Below are 18,230 nucleotides of genomic sequence, written 5' to 3'. Positions count from 1 at the left end.
GGGTCGGTCCGACCCCGGGGCCCGGCCGCGCCGGGCGGTCAGCCCGCGCCGATCACGTCCCGGACCTCGGCGAAGTGGCAGGCCGACTCGTGGGCGGCCGGGCCGCTCAGCGTGGCCGGCACCGCCAGCAGCGGGACTTCGGTGGAGCAGCGCTCCTCCGCCTTCCAGCAGCGGGTGCGGAACCGGCAGCCGGACGGCGGGTTCGCCGGCGACGGCAGGTCACCGCTGAGCAGGATCCGTTCCCGGGCCTCCCGGCCGGTCGGGTCCGGCACCGGCACCGCGGAGAGCAGCGCCTGGGTGTACGGGTGCGTCGGGTGGGAGTAGATCTGGTCCTCCGTACCGATCTCGACCATCTTGCCGAGGTACATCACACCGACCCGGTCGGAGATGTGCCGGACGATCGAGAGGTCGTGCGCGATGAACATGTACGACAGCTCGAACTCGGTCTGCAGCTGCTCCAGCAGGTTGATCACCTGGGCCTGGACCGAGACGTCCAGCGCGGAGACCGGCTCGTCGCAGATGATCAGCTCCGGCTTGAGCGCGAGGCCGCGGGCGATGCCGATGCGCTGGCGCTGACCGCCGGAGAACTGGTGCGGGTACCGGTTGATGTACTCCGGGTTGAGACCCACCACGTCCAGGAGGTCCTGGACGGCCTTGCGGCGGTCGCCCTTGGGAGCCACCTCGGGGTGGATCTCGAAGGGCTCGCCGATGATGTCGCCGACCGTCATGCGCGGGTTGAGCGAGGTGTACGGGTCCTGGAACACCATCTGGATGTTCCGGCGGACCGCCTTCAGCGCCGCGCCGGAGAGCCGGGTGATGTCCTCGCCCTTGAACAGCACCTGGCCGGAGGTGGCCCGCTCCAGGTTCATCAGCACCTTGGCCAGCGTGGACTTGCCACAGCCGGACTCCCCCACGATGCCGAGCGTCTCGCCCTTCATCAGCTCGAAGGAGATGCCGTCGACCGCCTTCACCGCGCCGACCTGCTTCTTGAGGACGATCCCCTGGGTCAGCGGGTAGTACTTCACCAGGTCCCTGACCTCCAGGATGGGCTCAGCCATGGAGGGTCTCCTTCCAGAAGTGGCAGGCGCTGCGGCGACCCGGCAGGTCGGCCCCGTCGGCGTCCAGCACCGGCACCAGCCGCGGGAGTTCACTGCGGCAGCGGTCGGCCGCCCGGTCACAGCGCGGGTTGAACGCGCAGCCCTCGGGGATCCGCAGCAGGCTCGGCGGCAGACCCTGGATGGCGTAGAGGTTCTGGCCCTTCTGGTCCAGCCGGGGGATCGAGCGGAGCAGGCCCTTGGTGTACGGGTGCGCCGGTCGCGCGTACAGCTCGTGCACCGGGGCGGTCTCGACGATCCGGCCGGCGTACATCACGGCGATCTTGTCCGCGACGTCGGCGACCACACCGAGGTCGTGGGTGATCAGGATCAGGCCCATGTTGAACTCGGCCTGCAGCTCCGCCAGCAGGTCCATCACCTGGGCCTGCACGGTCACGTCCAGCGCCGTGGTCGGCTCGTCCGCGATGATCAGGTCCGGCTCCAGCGCCAGCGCCATCGCGATCATGATGCGCTGGCGCATACCGCCGGAGAACTGGTGCGGATAGTCGCCCACCCGCTGCCTGGCGGCGGGGATGCGCACCCGATCCATCAGCTCGACGGCCTTCTCCTTGGCCTCCTTGCGGGAGGCCCCCTGGTGCACCCGGAACATCTCGCCGAGCTGGTAGCCCACGCTCAGTACCGGGTTCAGCGAGGAGAGCGCGTCCTGGAAGATCATCGCGATCTTCCGGCCGCGCACCGCCCGCCGCGCCTTGGAACTCATGGTGAGCAGGTCCTCGCCCCGGAACCGGATCGAGCCTGCGGTGATCTTGCCGGGCGGCATGTCCAGGATGCCCATGATCGCCTGCGCGGTCACCGACTTGCCCGAACCGGACTCCCCCAGCACCGCCAGGGTCTCCCCCGCCGACACCGAGTAGCTCACGCCGTTCACGGCCTTGGCCACGCCGTCCCGGGTGTGGAACTCGATGTGCAGGTCGTCGACCTCCAGCAGCGGTGTCCCGGGTACCAGGCTCTCCCGGCCGCCGCCGATCACCTCCACCGCGTCCCGGCGCGGGGCGCCGTCCTTCGCCTGCTTCGACAGCTTCGTCGTGTCACTCATCGTCCGCGGCCCTCCTCAGCGCAGCTTCGGGTCGAGGGCGTCGCGCACCGCGTCGCCGAGCATGATGAACGCCAGCACCGTGATGCTCAGCACGATGGCCGGGAAGAGCAGCACATGGGGCGCGGTCAGGAAGCGGGACTGCGCGTCACTGATCATCAGGCCCCAGGAGATCGCCGGGGACTGGATGCCGATGCCGAGGTACGAGAGCGCCGCCTCGGCCCCGATGTAGACGCCCAGGTTGATCGTCGAGACCACGATCACCGGGGCGACCGCGTTCGGCAGGATGTGCCGGGAGACGATCCGTCCGGTGCCGGCGCCGAGCGCCTTGGCCGCGACCACGTAGTCGTTGTGCTTGTTGGAGAGCACCGCCGAGCGCATCAGCCGGTAGATCTGCGGCCAGCCGAGGACGGCCATCACCGCGGAGACCGTCCAGGCGTTGCCCTTGCCCCAGGTGGACATGATGAGCATGCCGCCGAGCAGCAGCGGGATGGCGAAGAAGATCTCGGTGACCCGGGAGAGCAGGCTGTCCCAGACCCCGCCGATCCAGCCGGCCCAGAGGCCCAGCGTGCCGCCGACGGCGACCACCAGCGAGGTGGTCAGGATGCCGACGATGATCGAGTTGCGGGCGCCCCAGACGGTGCGGGTGTAGATGTCGCAGCCCTGGACGTCGAAGCCGAACCAGTGGTCGGCGCTGGGCCGCTTCAGCGAGTCGGCCAGGTTGCAGAAGCCCGCCGACCTCGGGTCCCCGTCGGTGAACAGGTGCGGGGCGACGGCGAGCGCCACCATGAACAGCGCCAGGAACCCGCCGATCAGGAACAGCGGGTTGCGCCGCAGGTCGTACCAGGCGTCGGTCCACAGGCTGGCCACCCGCTCGTTGCCGGCCTTGCCGCCCTTGCCGTCCTTGGTGAGCGTCCCGGCTCCGGCGGCCGGCCCGCTCCCGGCCGATCCGGTTCCGGGCTGCCCGGGGATCGTCGCCTTCGTGTTCTCGCTCTTCGTCGGCTCACTCATAGCGGATCCTCGGGTCCAGGACGGCGTACAGCAGGTCGACCACCAGGTTGGCGAACAGGTAGACGAGCACCAGAGCGCTCACGATGCCCACCACGATGGTGCGTTCCCGCAGGTAGACGGACTGGAAGAGCTGGTGTCCGACCCCGGGGATGTTGAAGATGCCCTCGGTGATGACCGCACCGCCCATCAGCCCGCCCAGGTCCATGCCCAGGAAGGTGACGATCGGGATCAGCGCGTTGCGCAGCCCGTGCCGGACGACCACCCGCAGCGGGCCGAGTCCCTTGGCGACCGCCGTGCGGACGTAGTCCGCCCGCATCACCTCGATCAGGCTGGTCCTGGTGAGCCGGGCGATGTACGCCAGTGAGGTGGAGGCGAGGACGTAGGCCGGCAGCAGATAGGACCGGAAGCCGGCGTCCTCGTTGAACGAGACCGGGAAGAAGTCGATCCCGTAGTCGGTGTTGAGCTTCACCCCGAGGACCAGTTGCAGCACGAAGCCGATCACGAAGACCGGGATCGAGATGACCATCAGGGTCGAGATCAGCACCACGTTGTCGATGAACTTGCCGCGCCGCAGGGCCGCGACCACACCCGCGGTGACTCCCACCACCATCTCGATGACCAGCGCGGTCACCGCCAGGTTGATGGTGTACGGGAAGGCCGTCTTCATGACGTCCACGACCTGGTTGCCGCGGTAGTCCTCCCCGAAGTCGCCCTTGAACAGGCCGACCAGGTAGTCCCAGTACTGGATGAAGAACGGGTCGTCCAGGTGGTAGCGGTCCCGCAGGACCGCGACGACGGCGGGGTCCTGCCGCTTCTCACCGGCCAGTGCCGTGATGGGGTCGCCAGGCAGCAGGAAAACCAGTGCGTAGATCAGGAACGTCGCGCCGAGGATCACAGGTATGGCCTGGATGATTCGGCGGACCACATAGCGGCCCATGCGGCCTCCTCGTGGTTCGGGGCACGCCTGTGCCGGGCGGCACGGGGGTTGCCCGCACCGCCCGTCAGCTCGTGCCGGTCAGCTGGGACGCGGTCAGGCCAGCTCTACGTCGGCGAGGTCGATGCGGTTCTGGGCGTCGATGACGACGTTCTTCACAGCCTTGGTGTAGGCACCGGAGGTCATGTACGTGTAGACCGGGATGTACGGCAGTTCCTTGATCAGGATGTCGTCGGCCTGCTGGTAGAGCTTGATGCCCTCGGTGTCGCTCGTCGCGCTGTCGGCCTTCGCCAGCAGGGCCTCGAAGTCCTCGTTGACGTAGCCGCCGTAGTTGGAGCCGTTGTCGATCGCGATCTTGGAGAAGATCGGCCGCAGGTAGTTCTCGATCGACGGGTAGTCCATCTGCCAGGCCATCCGGAAGGCGCCGGAGTACTTGTGGTCGCCCAGCGCGGTGAGGATCGCGCCGAACTTCTCGAACGGCTTGAAGGTGACCTCGACGCCGAGGTTGTTCTTCAGCTGGTTGCCGACCGCCTCGATCCACTCCTTGTGGCCGCCGTCGGCGTTGTAGCCGATCTCCAGCGTGTTGCCGGGCAGGCCGCCGGCCTGGGTGAAGAGCTCCTTGGCCTTCTTCGGGTCGTACTTGGCGACATCGCCCATGGCGCCCTTGCGGTACCCGGGAATGATCGGGCTGATGAAGTCGTCGGCCGGGACGCGGGTGCCCGAGAAGATGGTCTTGGTGATCGTTTCCCGGTCGATCGCCATCGAGATCGCCTTGCGGATCTCCGGATTCGCGAACGCCGGATTGGTCGAGATCGGGAATCCGAGGTAACCGACCCCGGATTCCGGCTTGTAGATGTAGCGGTCACCGAACTCCTGGGCGACGCTCGACATCGCCGAGACCGGGAGCTTGTTGGTGATCTGGATGTTGCCCGCGCGCAGGTCGTTGTACGCGGTCTCCAGCTTGTCGTAAATCTTGAAGGTTACGGAATCCAGCTTGGCCTTTCCGTCGGCCGCCGGGAAGTTCTCGTACCGCTTCACCTTGATCTGCTTGTTGTGCTCCCACTTCCCGTCCATCTGGAACGGGCCGTTTCCGATCGGCGCGTCCTCGAAGGCCTTCGGGTCGGTGAAGAACGCCTTCGGCAGCGGGAAGAACGCGGTGTAGCCGAGCATGGTCTTGAACTGGGAGAACGGCGCCTTGAGCGTCACCGTGAAGGTCTTGTCGTCGACGACCTTGAGGCCCTTGAGCTTGTCCGTGGCGGGCTTCTTGTCCTTGCCCGGGGCCAGCTCGTCGGAACCGAGGATCTTGTCGAAGAACGGCAGGCCCTCGTTCGCGTTGTCCTGGTTCGCCCCGAAGTTCCAGGCGTCGACGAAGCTCTGCGCGACGACCTTCTCGCCGTTGTGGAAGGTGTAGCCGTCCTTGAGCTTGATCGTCCAGGTGGTCGCATCGGGACTCTCGATCGACTCCGCGGCCCGGAGCTTGGGCGAGTTGTCCTTGTTGTCGTAGTCGATCAGGCCGACGAAGAGCGCCGAGAGGACCGAGGCACCCTCGGACTCGGCCGTGTTCTGCGGCACCAGGCCGTGCTGCGGCTCACCCGACTCGATGCTGATCGAGCCGCCCTTCTTGCCGGATCCGCCGCTCGCCTGGTCCGAGGACTTCTTGTCACTGCCGGTGCTGCACGCGGAGATCGCAAGCGCGGTGCAGGCCGCCAGCGCGGTCCAACGCATCGTCTTGGTGAGCCTCATTCAACTGCCTCTCGATTTAGGGGCTTACGAACGAACGGCGCCCCGCCAGTCGGTGTGCCGGGCATGGCGAGGGTCGACATCTCAGGGCCGATCCGCACAGTTGGCGAGGTGACCACTGATACGCGCAGAGCAACTATCGATCACCCGACCCCTCCGGCGGAATCCGCGTCACATCTCTTTTCAATTACATGCTCAGACCAAGTCGTGACAATGCTCGCCAAATTCCTGCATATCGCACCCGGAAGGCCGGACTCCGGTTTCCGAATACCGAACAATAAGTTCCGGTATTCGATGCTTTACGGAGCGTAATGATCATTTCCGGAGCCGGAATTCCGGCGTTTCCGCAGGACAACGCAAGGGCGCGCCCTCCGGATGGAGGACGCGCCCTTGGTGCGGGGTCAGCAGGACTGTGTCAACTGGATTCCGGTGCGGGCGCCGCGCCGCCCTCGCGGCCCTGCCCGCCGTCGCCGGCCCCGCGCTCAGCCGCGAAGTGGCAGGCCGAGTCGTGCCGGGCGAGCCCGTCCAGCCAGGCCGGAGCGGCCAGCAGCGGCACCTCCGCGGCGCACCGCTCCTGGGCCTTCCAGCAGCGCGTGCGGAACCGGCAGCCGGACGGCGGGTTCGCCGGCGACGGCACGTCCCCGACGAGCACGATCCGGTCGCGGGACTCACGCGCCGTCGGGTCCGGCACCGGCACCGCGGAGAGCAGCGCCTGGGTGTACGGATGCGTCGCGTGGTCGTAGATCTCCAGGTCGGACCCGATCTCCACCATCCTGCCGAGGTACATCACGCCGACCCGGTCGGAGATGTGCCGGACGATCGAGAGGTCGTGCGCGATGAACATGTACGAGAGGTTGAACTCGGTCTGCAGCTGCTCCAGCAGGTTGATCACCTGGGCCTGGACCGAGACGTCCAGTGCGGAGACCGGCTCGTCACAGATGATCACCTCCGGCTTGAGCGCCAGCCCCCGGGCGATGCCGATGCGCTGGCGCTGACCGCCGGAGAACTGGTGCGGGTACCGGTTGATGTACTCCGGGTTCAGGCCGACCACGTCCAGCAGGTCCTGGACGGCCCGGCGGCGGTCGCCCTTCGGCGCCACGTCGGAGTGGATCTCGTACGGCTCGCCGATGATGTCGCCGACCGTCATCCGCGGGTTGAGCGAGGTGTACGGGTCCTGGAACACCATCTGGATGTTCCGGCGGACCGCCTTCAGCCCCGCGCCGGAGAGCCGGGAGATCTCCTCCCCCTTGTAGCGCACCGACCCGCCGGTGGCCGGCTCCAGGTTCATCAGCACCTTGGCCAGCGTGGACTTGCCGCAGCCGGACTCCCCCACGATGCCGAGCGTCTCGCCCTGCATCAGGTCGAAGCTGACCCCGTCGACGGCCTTCACCGCGCCGACCTGCTTCTTGAAGACGACGCCCTTCGTCAGCGGGAAGTGCTTGACCAGATCCCGGACTTCGAGGATCGGCTCGCCGCGCGGCACCTCCTGCGCGAACGTCACCTCCTGCGGCACCGCGGGCCCGAGCGGGCTGGCCCCGTCAGCCATGGAGGGTCTCCTTCCAGAAGAAGCAGGCGCTGCCCCGCCCGGGCAGCTCGGTGCCGTCGTCCGCGGTGACCTGGAACAGCTTCGGCACCTCGGCCCGGCAGATGTCCTGGGCCCGCGGGCAGCGCGGGTTGAAGGCGCAACCGGGCGGGATCCGCAGCAGGTTGGGCGGCAGTCCCTTGATCGCGTAGAGCTCCTGGCCCTTCTGGTCCAGGCGCGGGATCGAGTCCAGGAGACCCCTGGTGTACGGATGGGCCGGCCGCGCGTACAGCTCGTGCACCGGGGCGGTCTCGACGATCCGGCCGGCGTACATCACGGCGATCTTGTCCGCGACGTCGGCGACCACACCGAGGTCGTGGGTGATCAGGATCAGACCCATGTGGAACTCGGCCTGCAGCTCCGCCAGCAGGTCCATCACCTGGGCCTGCACGGTCACGTCCAGCGCCGTGGTCGGCTCGTCCGCGATGATCAGGTCCGGCTCCAGTGCCAGCGCCATCGCGATCATGATGCGCTGGCGCATACCGCCGGAGAACTGGTGCGGATAGTCGTTGACCCGGTCCTTCGCCGCCGGGATGCGTACCCGGTCCATCAGCTCGACGGCCTTGGCCTTGGCCTCCTTGCGCGAGGTCCCCTGGTGGGCCCGGAACATCTCGCCGAGCTGGAACCCGACGCTCAGCACCGGGTTGAGCGAGGAGAGCGCGTCCTGGAAGATCATCGCGATCTTCTGGCCCCGGATCTTCCGCCGCTCCTCCTTGCCCATCGTCAGCATGTCCTGGCCCCGGAAGCGGATCTCGCCCTGGGGGATGCGGGCCGGCGGCATGTCCAGGATGCCCATGATCGCCTGCGCGGTCACCGACTTGCCCGAACCGGACTCCCCCAGCACCGCCAGGGTCTCCCCCGCGCGGACGCTGTAGTTGACCCCGTTGACCGCCTTCGCCACACCGTCCCGGGTGACGAACTCCACGTGCAGGTCCCGGACGTCCAGCAGCGGCCCCTCGTAGGGCGCCTCCCGCTTCGGCTTGCCGGTGTCGACAGCTGTGGTCACGATGAGTCCCCTCGCTCAGCGAAGCTTCGGGTCGAGGGCGTCGCGCACCGCGTCGCCCAGCATGATGAAGGCCAGCACCGTGATCGACAGCGCCGCGGCCGGGAAGAACAGCACGTACGGGGCCGTCCGGATGACCTTCTGGGCGGAGGCGATGTCGATGCCCCAGGAGATGGTCGGGTCCTGCAGGCCGATGCCGAGGAAGCTCAGCGTGGCCTCGGTCGCGATGTAGCCGCCCAGCGCGATGGTGGCGACGACGATGACCGGGGCGAGCGCGTTCGGCAGGATGTGCCGCACCATCAACCGCCCGGTGCCCGCGCCGAGCGCCCGGCCGGCCACCACGTAGTCCGACTGTTTGACGGTCAGGACGGCGCCGCGCATGACGCGCGCGATCTGCGTCCAGCCGAGCACCGCGAGGGCGATCACCACGCTCCACACCGTGCGGGCGGAGAAGGCGCCCAGCAGGACCAGCGCGCCGAGCAGCAGCGGGATGCCGAAGAAGATGTCGACGATCCGGGAGATCACGGCATCCACCACGCCGCCGAAGTACCCGGCGACCATCCCGGTCAGCCCGCCGAGCAGGGTGACCCCCAGGGTCACGAAGATGCCGACGGTGATCGAGGCCCGGGCCCCGTAGACCACCCGGGCGTAGATGGACCGGCCCTGGCCGTCGTAGCCGAACCAGCCGGCGCCGAAGAAGTCCGTCCAGTCCGGGCGCTTCAGGAAGTCGTTGACCAGGTCGGCCTTGCGGGGGTTGGCGTCGGTGAACGCCCAGGGGAAGATCGACATCACGATCAGCAGCACGATCAGCAGTGCCGAGATCAGGAAGATCGGCCGCCGCCGCAGGTCCCGCCAGGCGTCGCCCCAGAGGCTGCGGGCCTCCTCGCGCTTGGCCGGGTCGCCCTCGACCAGGGTCTCCTGCTCGACCGCCATGCCCTGCTCGCCGGCGTAGTCGAGGTGGTCGACCCCCGGCGCCGGATGCGGCTTGAACTCGCCCTCGTCACGCAGGTCAGGCATAGCGGATCCTCGGGTCCAGGACCGCGTAGAGCAGGTCGACGATCAGGGAGGCGACCAGGTAGACGATCACCAGGACGGTCACGATGCCGACCACGGTGGGGCCCTCCTTCTGGTTGATCGCCCGGTACAGCACGTTGCCGATGCCCTGGACGTTGAAGATGCCCTCGGTGACGATCGCGCCGCCCATCAGCGCGCCGAGGTCGGTCCCGAGGAAGGTGACCACCGGGATCAGCGAGTTGCGCAGCAGATGGCGGGTGATGACGGTGCGCCGGGGCAGGCCCTTGGCCACCGCGGTGCGCATGTAGTCGGCCCGCAGGTTCTCCCCGATCGACGTCCGGGTGAGCCGGGCGACGTACGCGAGGGAGAGCGAACCCAGCACGATCGCGGGCAGGATCAGCTGGGAGAGGTCCGTGGAGTCCTGCACGGTCGGGGTGACCCACCCCAGATTGGTCGCGAAGATCGTCTGGGCGATGTACGCCAGGACGAACACCGGGATCGAGATCACCACCAGGGTCAGGACCAGCACCAGGGTGTCCTGGATGCTGCCGCGCTTGAGACCGGAGACCAGGCCGAGCGTCAGCCCGACGATCAGCTCGAAGGCGAAGGCCATCAGGGCCAGCCGGATGGTGACCGGGAAGGCGTCCGCCATGATGTCGGTGACCGAGCGGCCGGTGAAACTCATTCCGAAGTCGCCCTGGAAGAGGTTCCCCATGTAGTGCAGGTACTGCTTCCAGAGCGGCTGGTCGAGGTAGTACTTGTGCTTCAGGTTGGCCACCACCGCCGGGTCGGCGGCCTTGTCCCCGAACAGCGCGGCGACCGGGTCCCCCGGCAGCGTGTAGACCATCAGGAAGATCAGGAATGTAGATCCGAAGAACACCGGGATCATCTGCAGCACCCGCCGCAGCACATAACTTCCCATCCGAGCCTCCTTCCTAGGTGACTGGTCGGCCCGTGACCGGGTGCGGAGGGCCGTCGGGCCGAGTGCCCGGGCCCCGCCCTCCGTGCGGGGAGGGCGGGGCCGGCGCGAGGGGCTGGATCAGCCCTTGACCTCGACCTGGGTCCAGGCCGGGTTGCCGAAGGAGTCGAAGGCCACGTTCTGGACCTTGGTGGAGTAGCCCGAGTTGGTGCGGTAGTACCAGAGCGGGATGGCCGGCATGTCGTTGGCCAGCACCTTCTCCGCCTGCTGGTAGCCGGTCACCGTGTCGCTCACGCTGGCGGCCCGGTCGGCCTGGTCGGCCAGCTGGTCGAACTGCGGGCTGCTGTAACCGAAGTCGTTGGACGCGGCGCCGGTGCGGTAGACGTCGGCCATGAAGTTGGCGTTCAGCGGATAGTCCTGCACCCAGCCGGTCCGGAAGGCGCCGCTGATCTGGTGGCCGGTGATCGCCGCACGGGCGGTCTTGAAGTCGGGCTTCGGGTCACCCACGCAGTCCACGCCGGTGCTCTGCCGGATCGAGTTGCAGACCGCGTCCACCCACTCCTTGTGGCCGCCGTCCGCGTTGTAGGTGATGGTCAGCCTGTTGCCGGGGACGCCGCCGCCCTCGGTGACGAGCTGCTTCGCCTTGGCCGGGTCGAAGTTGCAGAAGTCGCCGCACTGGCCGGCCTTGTAGCCCTCCACGCCGTCCGCGACCCAGGCGGAGGCCGGCGCGCGCGAGCCCTGGAGGACCGTCTTGGTGATGGTCGGCCGGTCGATCGCCATCGACAGCCCCTGGCGGACCTTGGCCTTCTCGGGGCCGGCCCACTCCGGCTGGTAGAGCGTGAAGCCGATGTTCTGGATGGCACCCTGCGGCGAGTCGATCGCCCGGTCTCCGAGGTCGCTCTTGTAGGTGGCCAGCGCGGACGGCGGCACCTGGTCCATCACGTCGAGGTTGTTGGACTGCAGGTCCGCGTAGGCGGCCTCGGCCGTGTTGTACATCTTGAAGACGATGCCGCCGTTCTTCGGCTTGTCCACGCCCTGGTAGTTCGGGTACGCCTTGGTCACCACCTGCGAGTTGTGGTCCCAGCTGACGAACTGGTAGGCGCCGTTGCCCACCGGCTTCTGTCCGTACCCGGCCGGGTCGTTGAAGAAGGCGGTGGGGAGCGGGGAGAAGGCGATGTAGCCGAGCTTGTACTCGAAGTACGAGACCTTGTTCCGCAGCTTGATGGTGAAGTGCGTGTCGTCGGTGACGGTCAGCCCGGACATCTTGGTCGCGGTCGGCTGGCCACTGGCCGGGTGGACGTCCTGGTAGCCCTCGATGTCGGAGAACCAGGAGCTGTTGATCTGGTTGTTGCTGGTGGTCGCGCCCCAGTTCCAGGCGTCCACGAAGTTCTGCGACGTGACCGGAGTGCCGTCGTGGAACGTCCAGCCGCTCTTCAGCGTGACGTTGAAGGTCTGCGAGTCACTGGTGTCGATCGAGTCCGCGACCTGCATCCGGATCTTCGCGGTACTGGGGTCGTAGTCGACCAGCCCCTTGAACAGGTTCTGCAGGATGCGGCCGCCACCGGTCTCGTTCGCGTTCGCGGGCTGCAGGGGGTTCTGTGGCTCGCTGCTCTGGTAGCTGAAGGTCTTGCTGCTGTCCGACGAACTGCCGCCTCCGCCGCTACTGCTGCACCCACTGGCCACCAGGGCCACAGATGTCGCAGCGGCGAGGACCCATCGAGCACGAGTGGCTGCGGGCATGGAGGTCCCTCCTCAAGGTGTGTGTCGCATCACACCCCATGAGAAGCGCGGCCGCCCGGCGGCGCGAGTCGGGTACCCCCGGACGGGTGCAGGGACCCCGCGGGAAGTTGACGGAACGCCGGAAGGGCCCGTGGCTCGAAAGCCGCGGGCCCTTCCGGGGAACGCCTCGGGGATCAGACGGCGGCGACCGTCTCCCGGACCTCGGCGAAGTGGCAGGCCGACTCGTGGGCGGCCGGGCCGCTCAGCGTGGTCGGGATCGCCAGCAGCGGGGACTCGGTGGAGCAGCGCTCCTCCGCCTTCCAGCAGCGGGTGCGGAAGCGGCAGCCGGACGGCGGGTTGGCCGGCGAGGGGATGTCGCCGGTCAGGATGATCCGGTCGCGGGACTCGCGCGCCGTCGGGTCCGGCACCGGCACCGCGGAGAGCAGCGCCTGGGTGTACGGGTGCGTGGCGTTCTCGTAGATCGCCTCGTCGCTGCCGATCTCGACCATCTTGCCGAGGTACATCACGCCGACCCGGTCGGAGATGTGCCGGACGATCGAGAGGTCGTGCGCGATGAACATGTACGACAGCTCGAACTCGGTCTGCAGCTGGTCCAGCAGGTTGATCACCTGGGCCTGGACCGAGACGTCCAGTGCGGAGACCGGCTCGTCGCAGATGATGATCTCGGGCTTGAGCGCGAGGCCGCGGGCGATGCCGATGCGCTGGCGCTGGCCGCCGGAGAACTGGTGCGGGTACCGGTTGATGTACTCCGGGTTCAGGCCGACGACGTCCAGGAGGTCCTGGACGGCCTTGCGGCGGTCGCCCTTGGGAGCCACCTCGGGGTGGATCTCGAAGGGCTCGCCGATGATGTCGCCGACCGTCATGCGCGGGTTGAGCGAGGTGTACGGGTCCTGGAACACCATCTGGATGTTCCGGCGGACCGCCTTGAGGGCGGCGCCGGACAGCTTGGAGATGTCCTCGCCCTTGAACAGCACCTGGCCGGAGGTGGCCCGCTCCAGGTTCATCAGCACCTTGGCCAGCGTGGACTTGCCACAGCCGGACTCGCCGACGATGCCGAGCGTCTCGCCCTTCATCAGCTCGAAGGAGATGCCGTCGACCGCCTTGACCGCGCCGACCTGCTTCTTGAAGAGGATGCCCTGGGTCAGCGGGTAGTGCTTGACCAGGTCCTTGACCTCCAGGATGGGCTCAGCCATGGAGGGTCTCCTTCCAGAGGTGGCACGCGCTGCGGCGGCCGGTGAGCTCCGTGCCGTCCTTGTCGGTCACCTGGTGCAGCTTCGGGATCTCCGAGCGGCACAGGTCGGTGGCGACGTCACAGCGGGGGTTGAACGCGCAGCCGGTCGGGACCTTCAGCAGGTTCGGGGGCAGGCCCTTGATCGCGTACAGCTCCTGGCCCTTCTGGTCCAGGCGCGGGATCGAGCGGAGCAGGCCCTTGGTGTACGGGTGCGCGGGGTTCGCGTACAGGTCGTGCACCGGGGCGGTCTCGACGATCCGGCCGGCGTACATCACGGCGATCTTGTCCGCGACGTCGGCGACCACGCCGAGGTCGTGGGTGATCAGGATCAGGCCCATGTTGTACTCGGCCTGCAGCTCCGCCAGCAGGTCCATCACCTGGGCCTGGACGGTGACGTCCAGGGCGGTGGTGGGCTCGTCGGCGATGATCAGGTCGGGCTCCATGGAGAGCGCCATCGCGATCATGATGCGCTGGCGCATACCGCCGGAGAACTGGTGCGGGTAGTCGCCCACCCGCTGCTTGGCGGCGGGGATGCGCACGCGGTCCATCAGCTCGACGGCCTTGGCCCGGGCTTCCTTCTTGGACAGGCCGCGGTGCACCCGGAACATCTCGCCGAGCTGGTCGCCGACGGTCATCACCGGGTTCAGCGAGGAGAGCGCGTCCTGGAAGATCATCGCGATCTTCTGGCCGCGGATCAGCCGGCGCTCCTCCTCCTTCATGGCGAGCATGTCCTGCCCGCGGAAGAGGATCTGCCCCTGGCTGATCTTGCCCGGGGGCATGTCCAGGATGCCCATGATGGTCTGCGCGGTCACCGACTTGCCGGAGCCGGACTCACCGAGCACCGCCAGGGTCTCACCGGCGGCGACGGAGTAGTTCACGCCGTTCACGGCCTTGGCGACGCCGTCCCGGGTGTGGAACTCCACGTGGAGGTCACGGACCTCCAGCAGCGGGGTGCCGATTTCGAGGCGGCCGCTCTTCTGGTTCTTCTCGATCACGGTGGTCATCGGGTCGTCACCTCTTCTCTCAGCGGAGCTTCGGGTCGAGGGCGTCGCGCACCGCGTCGCCGAGCATGATGAACGCCAGCACCGTGACGCTCAGCACCGCGGACGGGAAGAGCAGCACGTGCGGGGCGGTCAGGAAGCGGGGCTGGGCGTCGCTGATCATCAGGCCCCAGGAGATCTCCGGGGACTGGACACCGATGCCCAGGTAGGACAGGGCCGCCTCGGCACCGATGTACACACCCAGGCTGATCGCGGAAACGACGATCACCGGCGCGATGGCGTTCGGCAGGATGTGGCGGAAGGTGATCCGGAAGCTGCCGGCGCCGAGCGCCTTGGCCGCCATCACGTAGTCGTTGTGCTTGTTGGCCAGCACGGAGGCACGCATGATGCGGAAGATCTGCGGCCAGCCGAGCACGGCCATCACGACGGAGACGGTGTAGGCGTTGCCCTTGCCGAGCATCGACATGATCAGCATGCCGCCGAGCAGCAGCGGGATCGAGAAGAAGATCTCGGTGAAGCGCGACAGGATGCTGTCGGTGATGCCGCCGACCCAGCCGGCCATCAGGCCGAGCAGGGCACCGATCACGGTGACCGTGGTGGTGGTGAGCACGCCGACGATGATCGAGTTGCGGGCGCCCCAGATGGTGCGGGTGTAGACGTCACAGCCCTGCACGTCGAAGCCGAACCAGTGCTCGGCGCTCGGGCGCTTCAGGGAGTCGGCCAGGTCGCACGCACCGCCCGCGAGCGGGTTGCCGTCGGTGAACAGCTGCGGCACGGCCGCGATCACCAGCAGGGCGGAGACCAGCACGGCACCGATGATGAAGACCGGGTTGCGGCGCAGGTCGCGCAGCGCGTCGGACCAGAGACTGGCGACCCGCTCGGGCTTCTGCTTCTTCTCCGGGGCGGCCTTCGGGGCCTTGTCCTCGGGGGCGTCGGGGCCCACGGTGATGGTGTCACTCATAGCGGATCCTCGGGTCGAGCACGGCGTACAGCAGGTCCACGAGCAGGGTGGTGATCAGGTAGATCATCACCAGCAGGGTGACCATGCCGACGATCACCGTGCCCTGCTTCTGGTACACGGACTGGGCGAGCAGGCCGCCGATGCCGTGCATGTTGAAGATCTTCTCGGTGATGACCGCACCACCCATCAGACCGCCGAGGTCGGCACCGAGGAAGGTGACGATCGGGATCAGCGCGTTGCGCAGGGCGTGCCGGCCGATCACCCGACGGCGCTTCAGACCCTTGGCGACCGCGGTGCGGACGTAGTCCGCGCGCATGGTCTCCATCAGGCTGGTGCGGGTCAGTCGGGCGACGTACGCGAGCGAGGTCGACGCCAGCACGAAGGCCGGCAGCAGGTAGGCCCGCAGTCCGTCCTCCTCGTTGAAGGAGACCGGGAAGAAGTCGATGCCGTAGTCGGTCTTGAGCTTCACGCCCAGGACCAGCTGGAGCACGAAGCCGGTGACGAAGACCGGGATCGAGATCACGAACAGCGTGCTGATGAGGACCAGCTGGTCGATGAACTTGCCCTTGCGCAGGGCCGCCATGACACCCGCCAGCACCCCGATGACGGCCTCCATGACGAAGGCGACCAGGGCGAGGTTGACGGTGTACGGGAACGCCTCGCTGATCATGTCGGTTACCGCGCGACCGGTCAGGCTCTCGCCGAGGTCCCCCTGGAAGACCCCTGAGATGTAGTTCCAGTACTGCAGCAGGAACGGGTCGTTCAGGTGGTACTTCTGGCGGATCATCTCCGCCACGAGCGGGTCGGCCCGCTTCTCGCCGGCCAGAGCCTGCACCGGGTCACCGGGCAGGTAGTGCACCAACGCATAGATCAGCAGCGTCGCACCGAGCAGGACAGGGATCGCCTGTATCAGTCGGCGGATGACATAGCGGCCCATCAGACCTCCACACTTTCGGACAAGGAAGGGAGGCGGGGGGAACCGGACTGTAGTCCGGCCCACCCGCCCCCGATCGTCTGATTAACCGGATCAGCCGGCGAGCTCGACCTCGTCCAGGTTCATACGGCCCTGGGCGTCGGTGTCGAAGTTCTTGATCTTCTTGCTGTACGCGGCGGAGGACATGTAGGTGTACACCGGGATGTACGGCAGGTCCTGCACCAGGATGTCGTCGGCCTGCTGGTACAGCTTCTGGCCCTCGTCCTGGGTCTTCGCCTGGTCGGCCTGGTTCAGCAGGTCCTCGAACTTGTCGTTGACGTAACCGCCGTAGTTCGAGCCGTTCTCGATCGCGACCTTGGAGAAGATCGGACGGAGGTAGTTCTCGATCGACGGGTAGTCCATCGACCACGCCATGCGGAAGGCGCCCGAGTACTGCTTGCCGCCCAGCGCGTCGAGGATCTTGCCGAACTTCTCGAACGGCTTGGTGGTGACCTCGATGCCCAGGTTCTTCTTCAGCTGGTTCGCGACGGCCTCGATCCACTCCTTGTGGCCACCGTCGGCGTTGTAGCCCAGCTCGATGGTGTTACCGGGAACACCGCCGGCCTGGTCGAAGATCTGCTTGGCCTTGGCCGGGTCGTACTTCGCCGCGTCGCCCATGGCGCCCTTGCGGTAACCCGGGATCAGCGGGTTGACGAAGTCGTCGGCCGGGACGCGGGTGCCCGAGAAGATCGTCTTGGTGATCGCCTCGCGGTCGATCGCCATCGAGATCGCCTTGCGGATCTCCGGCTTGCCGTAGGTGGCCGGGTTGGTGGCGATCGGGAAGCCGATGTAGCCGACGCCGGACTCCGGCTTGTAGATGTAGCGGTCGCCGAACTCGCCCTTGACGCTCGACAGGGCCGAGATCGGCAGCTTGTCGGTGGCCTGGATGTTGTCGGCGCGCAGGTCGTTGTACGCGGTGTCCAGGTTGTCGTAGATCTTGAAGGTGACGCCCTGGAGCTTCGCCTTGCCGTCCGAGGCAGGGAAGTTCTCGTAGCGCTTGACCTTGATCTGCTTGTTGTGCTCCCAGGCGCCGTCCATCTCGAACGGGCCGTTGCCGATCGGCTTGTCGGCGAACGCCTTCGGGTCGGTGAAGAACGCCTTGGGCAGCGGGTAGAACGCGTTGTAGCCCAGCATGGTCTTGAACTGGGAGAACGGCTGCGTCAGCGCGACGGTGAAGGTCTTGTCGTCGACGACCGTCAGGCCCTTGAGCTTGTCGGCGGTGGGCTTCTTGTCCTTGCCCGGGGCCAGCTCCTCGGAGCCGTCGATCTTGGCGAAGAACGGCAGGCCCTCGGCCGCGTTGTCCTGGTTGGCGCCCCAGTTCCAGGCGTCGACGAACGACTGGGCGGTCACCTTCTCACCGTTGTGGAAGGTGTAGCCGTCCTTCAGCTTGATCGTCCAGAGCTTGCTGTCGGCGCTCTCGATCGACTCGGCGACGCGCAGCTTCGGCTCGTTGGTCTTGTTGTCGTACTCGACCAGGCCGGCGAAGACGGCACCGAGAACCTCGGCACCCTCGGACTCCGCGGTGTTCTGGGGAACCAGACCGTGCTGCGGCTCGCCGAGCTGGACGGCGATGGTGCCGCCGCCGGAAGAGGCCTTGTCACTGCTCTTCGAGCTGGTGCTGCAAGCGGTCGCCGCGAGGGCGATAGCGGTCGCCGCGACGATCCACTTGGTCTGGGTTGCACCGCGCATGGGGGATGCCTCCTGAAATCGACTTTCCAACGAGGAGAGCACCACGGTCGGCTGACGCCGCTTCCGTTGTGCCGTCCGCGCTCGTGGTTTCGGCGCGCACCCCTGCGCGTTAACCCTTGACCCGAGCCTGACTGCACCCACTATCCGTCACGTACGGACACGAAAGTGACCACTAGCGATCTCAATTAGGTCACATGAACGGTCGGTAAGTTTCGAAAATCGGACATAAGAGACATACTCAGACAGGCATTAAACGGACAGTCGTCATGAATGACGGACTGTCA

The 18,230-nt window shown here is 67.2% G+C and carries 15 protein-coding genes; all 15 read right to left on the bottom strand.

Going from position 1 to position 18,230, the window contains the following annotated elements; genetic code table 11:
- Positions 1 to 38: 38 nt before the first annotated feature.
- The 15 genes from ACIQTO_RS08150 to ACIQTO_RS08080 all read right to left on the bottom strand — a co-directional run bounded on the left by ACIQTO_RS08150 (position 39) and on the right by ACIQTO_RS08080 (position 17,946).
- Positions 39 to 1,058 (bottom strand): ABC transporter ATP-binding protein, encoded by a 1,020-nt coding sequence (locus ACIQTO_RS08150; protein ID WP_402384512.1) that lies wholly within the window; start codon positions 1,056 to 1,058, stop codon positions 39 to 41.
- Entirely contained in the window at positions 1,051 to 2,151 is a 1,101-nt protein-coding gene (locus ACIQTO_RS08145) for an ABC transporter ATP-binding protein (RefSeq protein ID WP_402384509.1), read from the bottom strand. The genes ACIQTO_RS08150 and ACIQTO_RS08145 overlap by 8 nt, the downstream gene beginning before the upstream one ends.
- A gap of 15 nt (positions 2,152 to 2,166) precedes the next feature.
- Complete coding sequence (locus ACIQTO_RS08140; RefSeq protein WP_402384507.1) at positions 2,167 to 3,159, bottom strand: ABC transporter permease; 993 nt, start codon at positions 3,157 to 3,159, stop codon at positions 2,167 to 2,169.
- Positions 3,152 to 4,096 (bottom strand): ABC transporter permease, encoded by a 945-nt coding sequence (locus ACIQTO_RS08135; RefSeq protein WP_402384504.1) that lies wholly within the window; start codon positions 4,094 to 4,096, stop codon positions 3,152 to 3,154. Before ACIQTO_RS08135 ends, ACIQTO_RS08140 begins: the two co-directional genes overlap by 8 nt.
- Before the next feature lie 93 nt (positions 4,097 to 4,189).
- Positions 4,190 to 5,836, bottom strand: a complete 1,647-nt coding sequence (locus tag ACIQTO_RS08130; protein WP_402384501.1) for an ABC transporter substrate-binding protein — start codon at positions 5,834 to 5,836, stop codon at positions 4,190 to 4,192.
- 412 nt (positions 5,837 to 6,248) lie between these two features.
- Complete coding sequence (locus ACIQTO_RS08125; RefSeq protein ID WP_402384498.1) at positions 6,249 to 7,379, bottom strand: ABC transporter ATP-binding protein; 1,131 nt, start codon at positions 7,377 to 7,379, stop codon at positions 6,249 to 6,251.
- Positions 7,372 to 8,421, bottom strand: a complete 1,050-nt coding sequence (locus tag ACIQTO_RS08120) for an ABC transporter ATP-binding protein (RefSeq protein WP_402384496.1) — start codon at positions 8,419 to 8,421, stop codon at positions 7,372 to 7,374. The genes ACIQTO_RS08125 and ACIQTO_RS08120 overlap by 8 nt, the downstream gene beginning before the upstream one ends.
- 15 nt (positions 8,422 to 8,436) lie before the next feature.
- Positions 8,437 to 9,351: an ABC transporter permease gene (locus ACIQTO_RS08115; protein ID WP_402385218.1), complete on the bottom strand. Its 915-nt coding sequence runs from the start codon at positions 9,349 to 9,351 to the stop codon at positions 8,437 to 8,439.
- A 76-nt stretch (positions 9,352 to 9,427) separates the two neighbouring features.
- The gene (locus ACIQTO_RS08110) at positions 9,428 to 10,354 is read right to left on the bottom strand and encodes an ABC transporter permease (RefSeq protein WP_402384493.1); all 927 of its coding nucleotides are present in this window, start codon (positions 10,352 to 10,354) and stop codon (positions 9,428 to 9,430) included.
- A 117-nt stretch (positions 10,355 to 10,471) separates the two neighbouring features.
- Positions 10,472 to 12,091 (bottom strand): ABC transporter substrate-binding protein, encoded by a 1,620-nt coding sequence (locus ACIQTO_RS08105; protein WP_402384490.1) that lies wholly within the window; start codon positions 12,089 to 12,091, stop codon positions 10,472 to 10,474.
- Between the two features lie 173 nt (positions 12,092 to 12,264).
- Positions 12,265 to 13,284, bottom strand: coding sequence for an ABC transporter ATP-binding protein (locus ACIQTO_RS08100; RefSeq protein WP_402384487.1), 1,020 nt, complete (start codon positions 13,282 to 13,284; stop codon positions 12,265 to 12,267).
- The gene (locus ACIQTO_RS08095; protein WP_402384484.1) at positions 13,277 to 14,326 is read right to left on the bottom strand and encodes an ABC transporter ATP-binding protein; all 1,050 of its coding nucleotides are present in this window, start codon (positions 14,324 to 14,326) and stop codon (positions 13,277 to 13,279) included. The genes ACIQTO_RS08100 and ACIQTO_RS08095 overlap by 8 nt, the downstream gene beginning before the upstream one ends.
- A gap of 19 nt (positions 14,327 to 14,345) precedes the next feature.
- Positions 14,346 to 15,284 carry an ABC transporter permease gene (locus ACIQTO_RS08090; RefSeq protein WP_402384483.1) on the bottom strand — a complete coding sequence of 313 codons (939 nt, stop codon included), beginning with the start codon at positions 15,282 to 15,284 and terminating at the stop codon, positions 14,346 to 14,348.
- Positions 15,277 to 16,221 carry an ABC transporter permease gene (locus tag ACIQTO_RS08085; protein ID WP_402384480.1) on the bottom strand — a complete coding sequence of 315 codons (945 nt, stop codon included), beginning with the start codon at positions 16,219 to 16,221 and terminating at the stop codon, positions 15,277 to 15,279. Before ACIQTO_RS08085 ends, ACIQTO_RS08090 begins: the two co-directional genes overlap by 8 nt.
- A gap of 90 nt (positions 16,222 to 16,311) precedes the next feature.
- Positions 16,312 to 17,946, bottom strand: coding sequence for an ABC transporter substrate-binding protein (locus tag ACIQTO_RS08080; RefSeq protein ID WP_402384478.1), 1,635 nt, complete (start codon positions 17,944 to 17,946; stop codon positions 16,312 to 16,314).
- Between the last annotated feature and the right edge of the window lie 284 nt (positions 17,947 to 18,230).

Source organism: Kitasatospora sp. NPDC091207 (genome assembly GCF_044768625.1).
Classification (GTDB): Bacteria; Actinomycetota; Actinomycetes; order Streptomycetales; family Streptomycetaceae; genus Kitasatospora.
Note: the sequence above shows the minus strand (reverse complement) of the source record. Positions and strands in the feature narration are given on the sequence as shown.

Bases quoted from the DNA above. Each gene is read 5' to 3' on its own strand.
- ACIQTO_RS08145 (WP_402384509.1), bottom strand. From the start codon at position 2,151: ATGAGTGACACGACGAAGCTGTCGAAGCAGGCGAAGGACGGCGCCCCG.
- ACIQTO_RS08135 (WP_402384504.1), bottom strand. From the start codon at position 4,096: ATGGGCCGCTATGTGGTCCGCCGAATCATCCAGGCCATACCTGTGATC.
- ACIQTO_RS08085 (WP_402384480.1), bottom strand. From the start codon at position 16,221: ATGGGCCGCTATGTCATCCGCCGACTGATACAGGCGATCCCTGTCCTG.
- ACIQTO_RS08080 (WP_402384478.1), bottom strand. From the start codon at position 17,946: ATGCGCGGTGCAACCCAGACCAAGTGGATCGTCGCGGCGACCGCTATC.
- ACIQTO_RS08095 (WP_402384484.1), bottom strand. From the start codon at position 14,326: ATGACCACCGTGATCGAGAAGAACCAGAAGAGCGGCCGCCTCGAAATC.
- ACIQTO_RS08115 (WP_402385218.1), bottom strand. From the start codon at position 9,351: ATGGCGGTCGAGCAGGAGACCCTGGTCGAGGGCGACCCGGCCAAGCGC.
- ACIQTO_RS08100 (WP_402384487.1), bottom strand. From the start codon at position 13,284: ATGGCTGAGCCCATCCTGGAGGTCAAGGACCTGGTCAAGCACTACCCG.
- ACIQTO_RS08130 (WP_402384501.1), bottom strand. From the start codon at position 5,836: ATGAGGCTCACCAAGACGATGCGTTGGACCGCGCTGGCGGCCTGCACC.
- ACIQTO_RS08110 (WP_402384493.1), bottom strand. From the start codon at position 10,354: ATGGGAAGTTATGTGCTGCGGCGGGTGCTGCAGATGATCCCGGTGTTC.
- ACIQTO_RS08140 (WP_402384507.1), bottom strand. From the start codon at position 3,159: ATGAGTGAGCCGACGAAGAGCGAGAACACGAAGGCGACGATCCCCGGG.
- ACIQTO_RS08105 (WP_402384490.1), bottom strand. From the start codon at position 12,091: ATGCCCGCAGCCACTCGTGCTCGATGGGTCCTCGCCGCTGCGACATCT.
- ACIQTO_RS08090 (WP_402384483.1), bottom strand. From the start codon at position 15,284: ATGAGTGACACCATCACCGTGGGCCCCGACGCCCCCGAGGACAAGGCC.
- ACIQTO_RS08150 (WP_402384512.1), bottom strand. From the start codon at position 1,058: ATGGCTGAGCCCATCCTGGAGGTCAGGGACCTGGTGAAGTACTACCCG.
- ACIQTO_RS08125 (WP_402384498.1), bottom strand. From the start codon at position 7,379: ATGGCTGACGGGGCCAGCCCGCTCGGGCCCGCGGTGCCGCAGGAGGTG.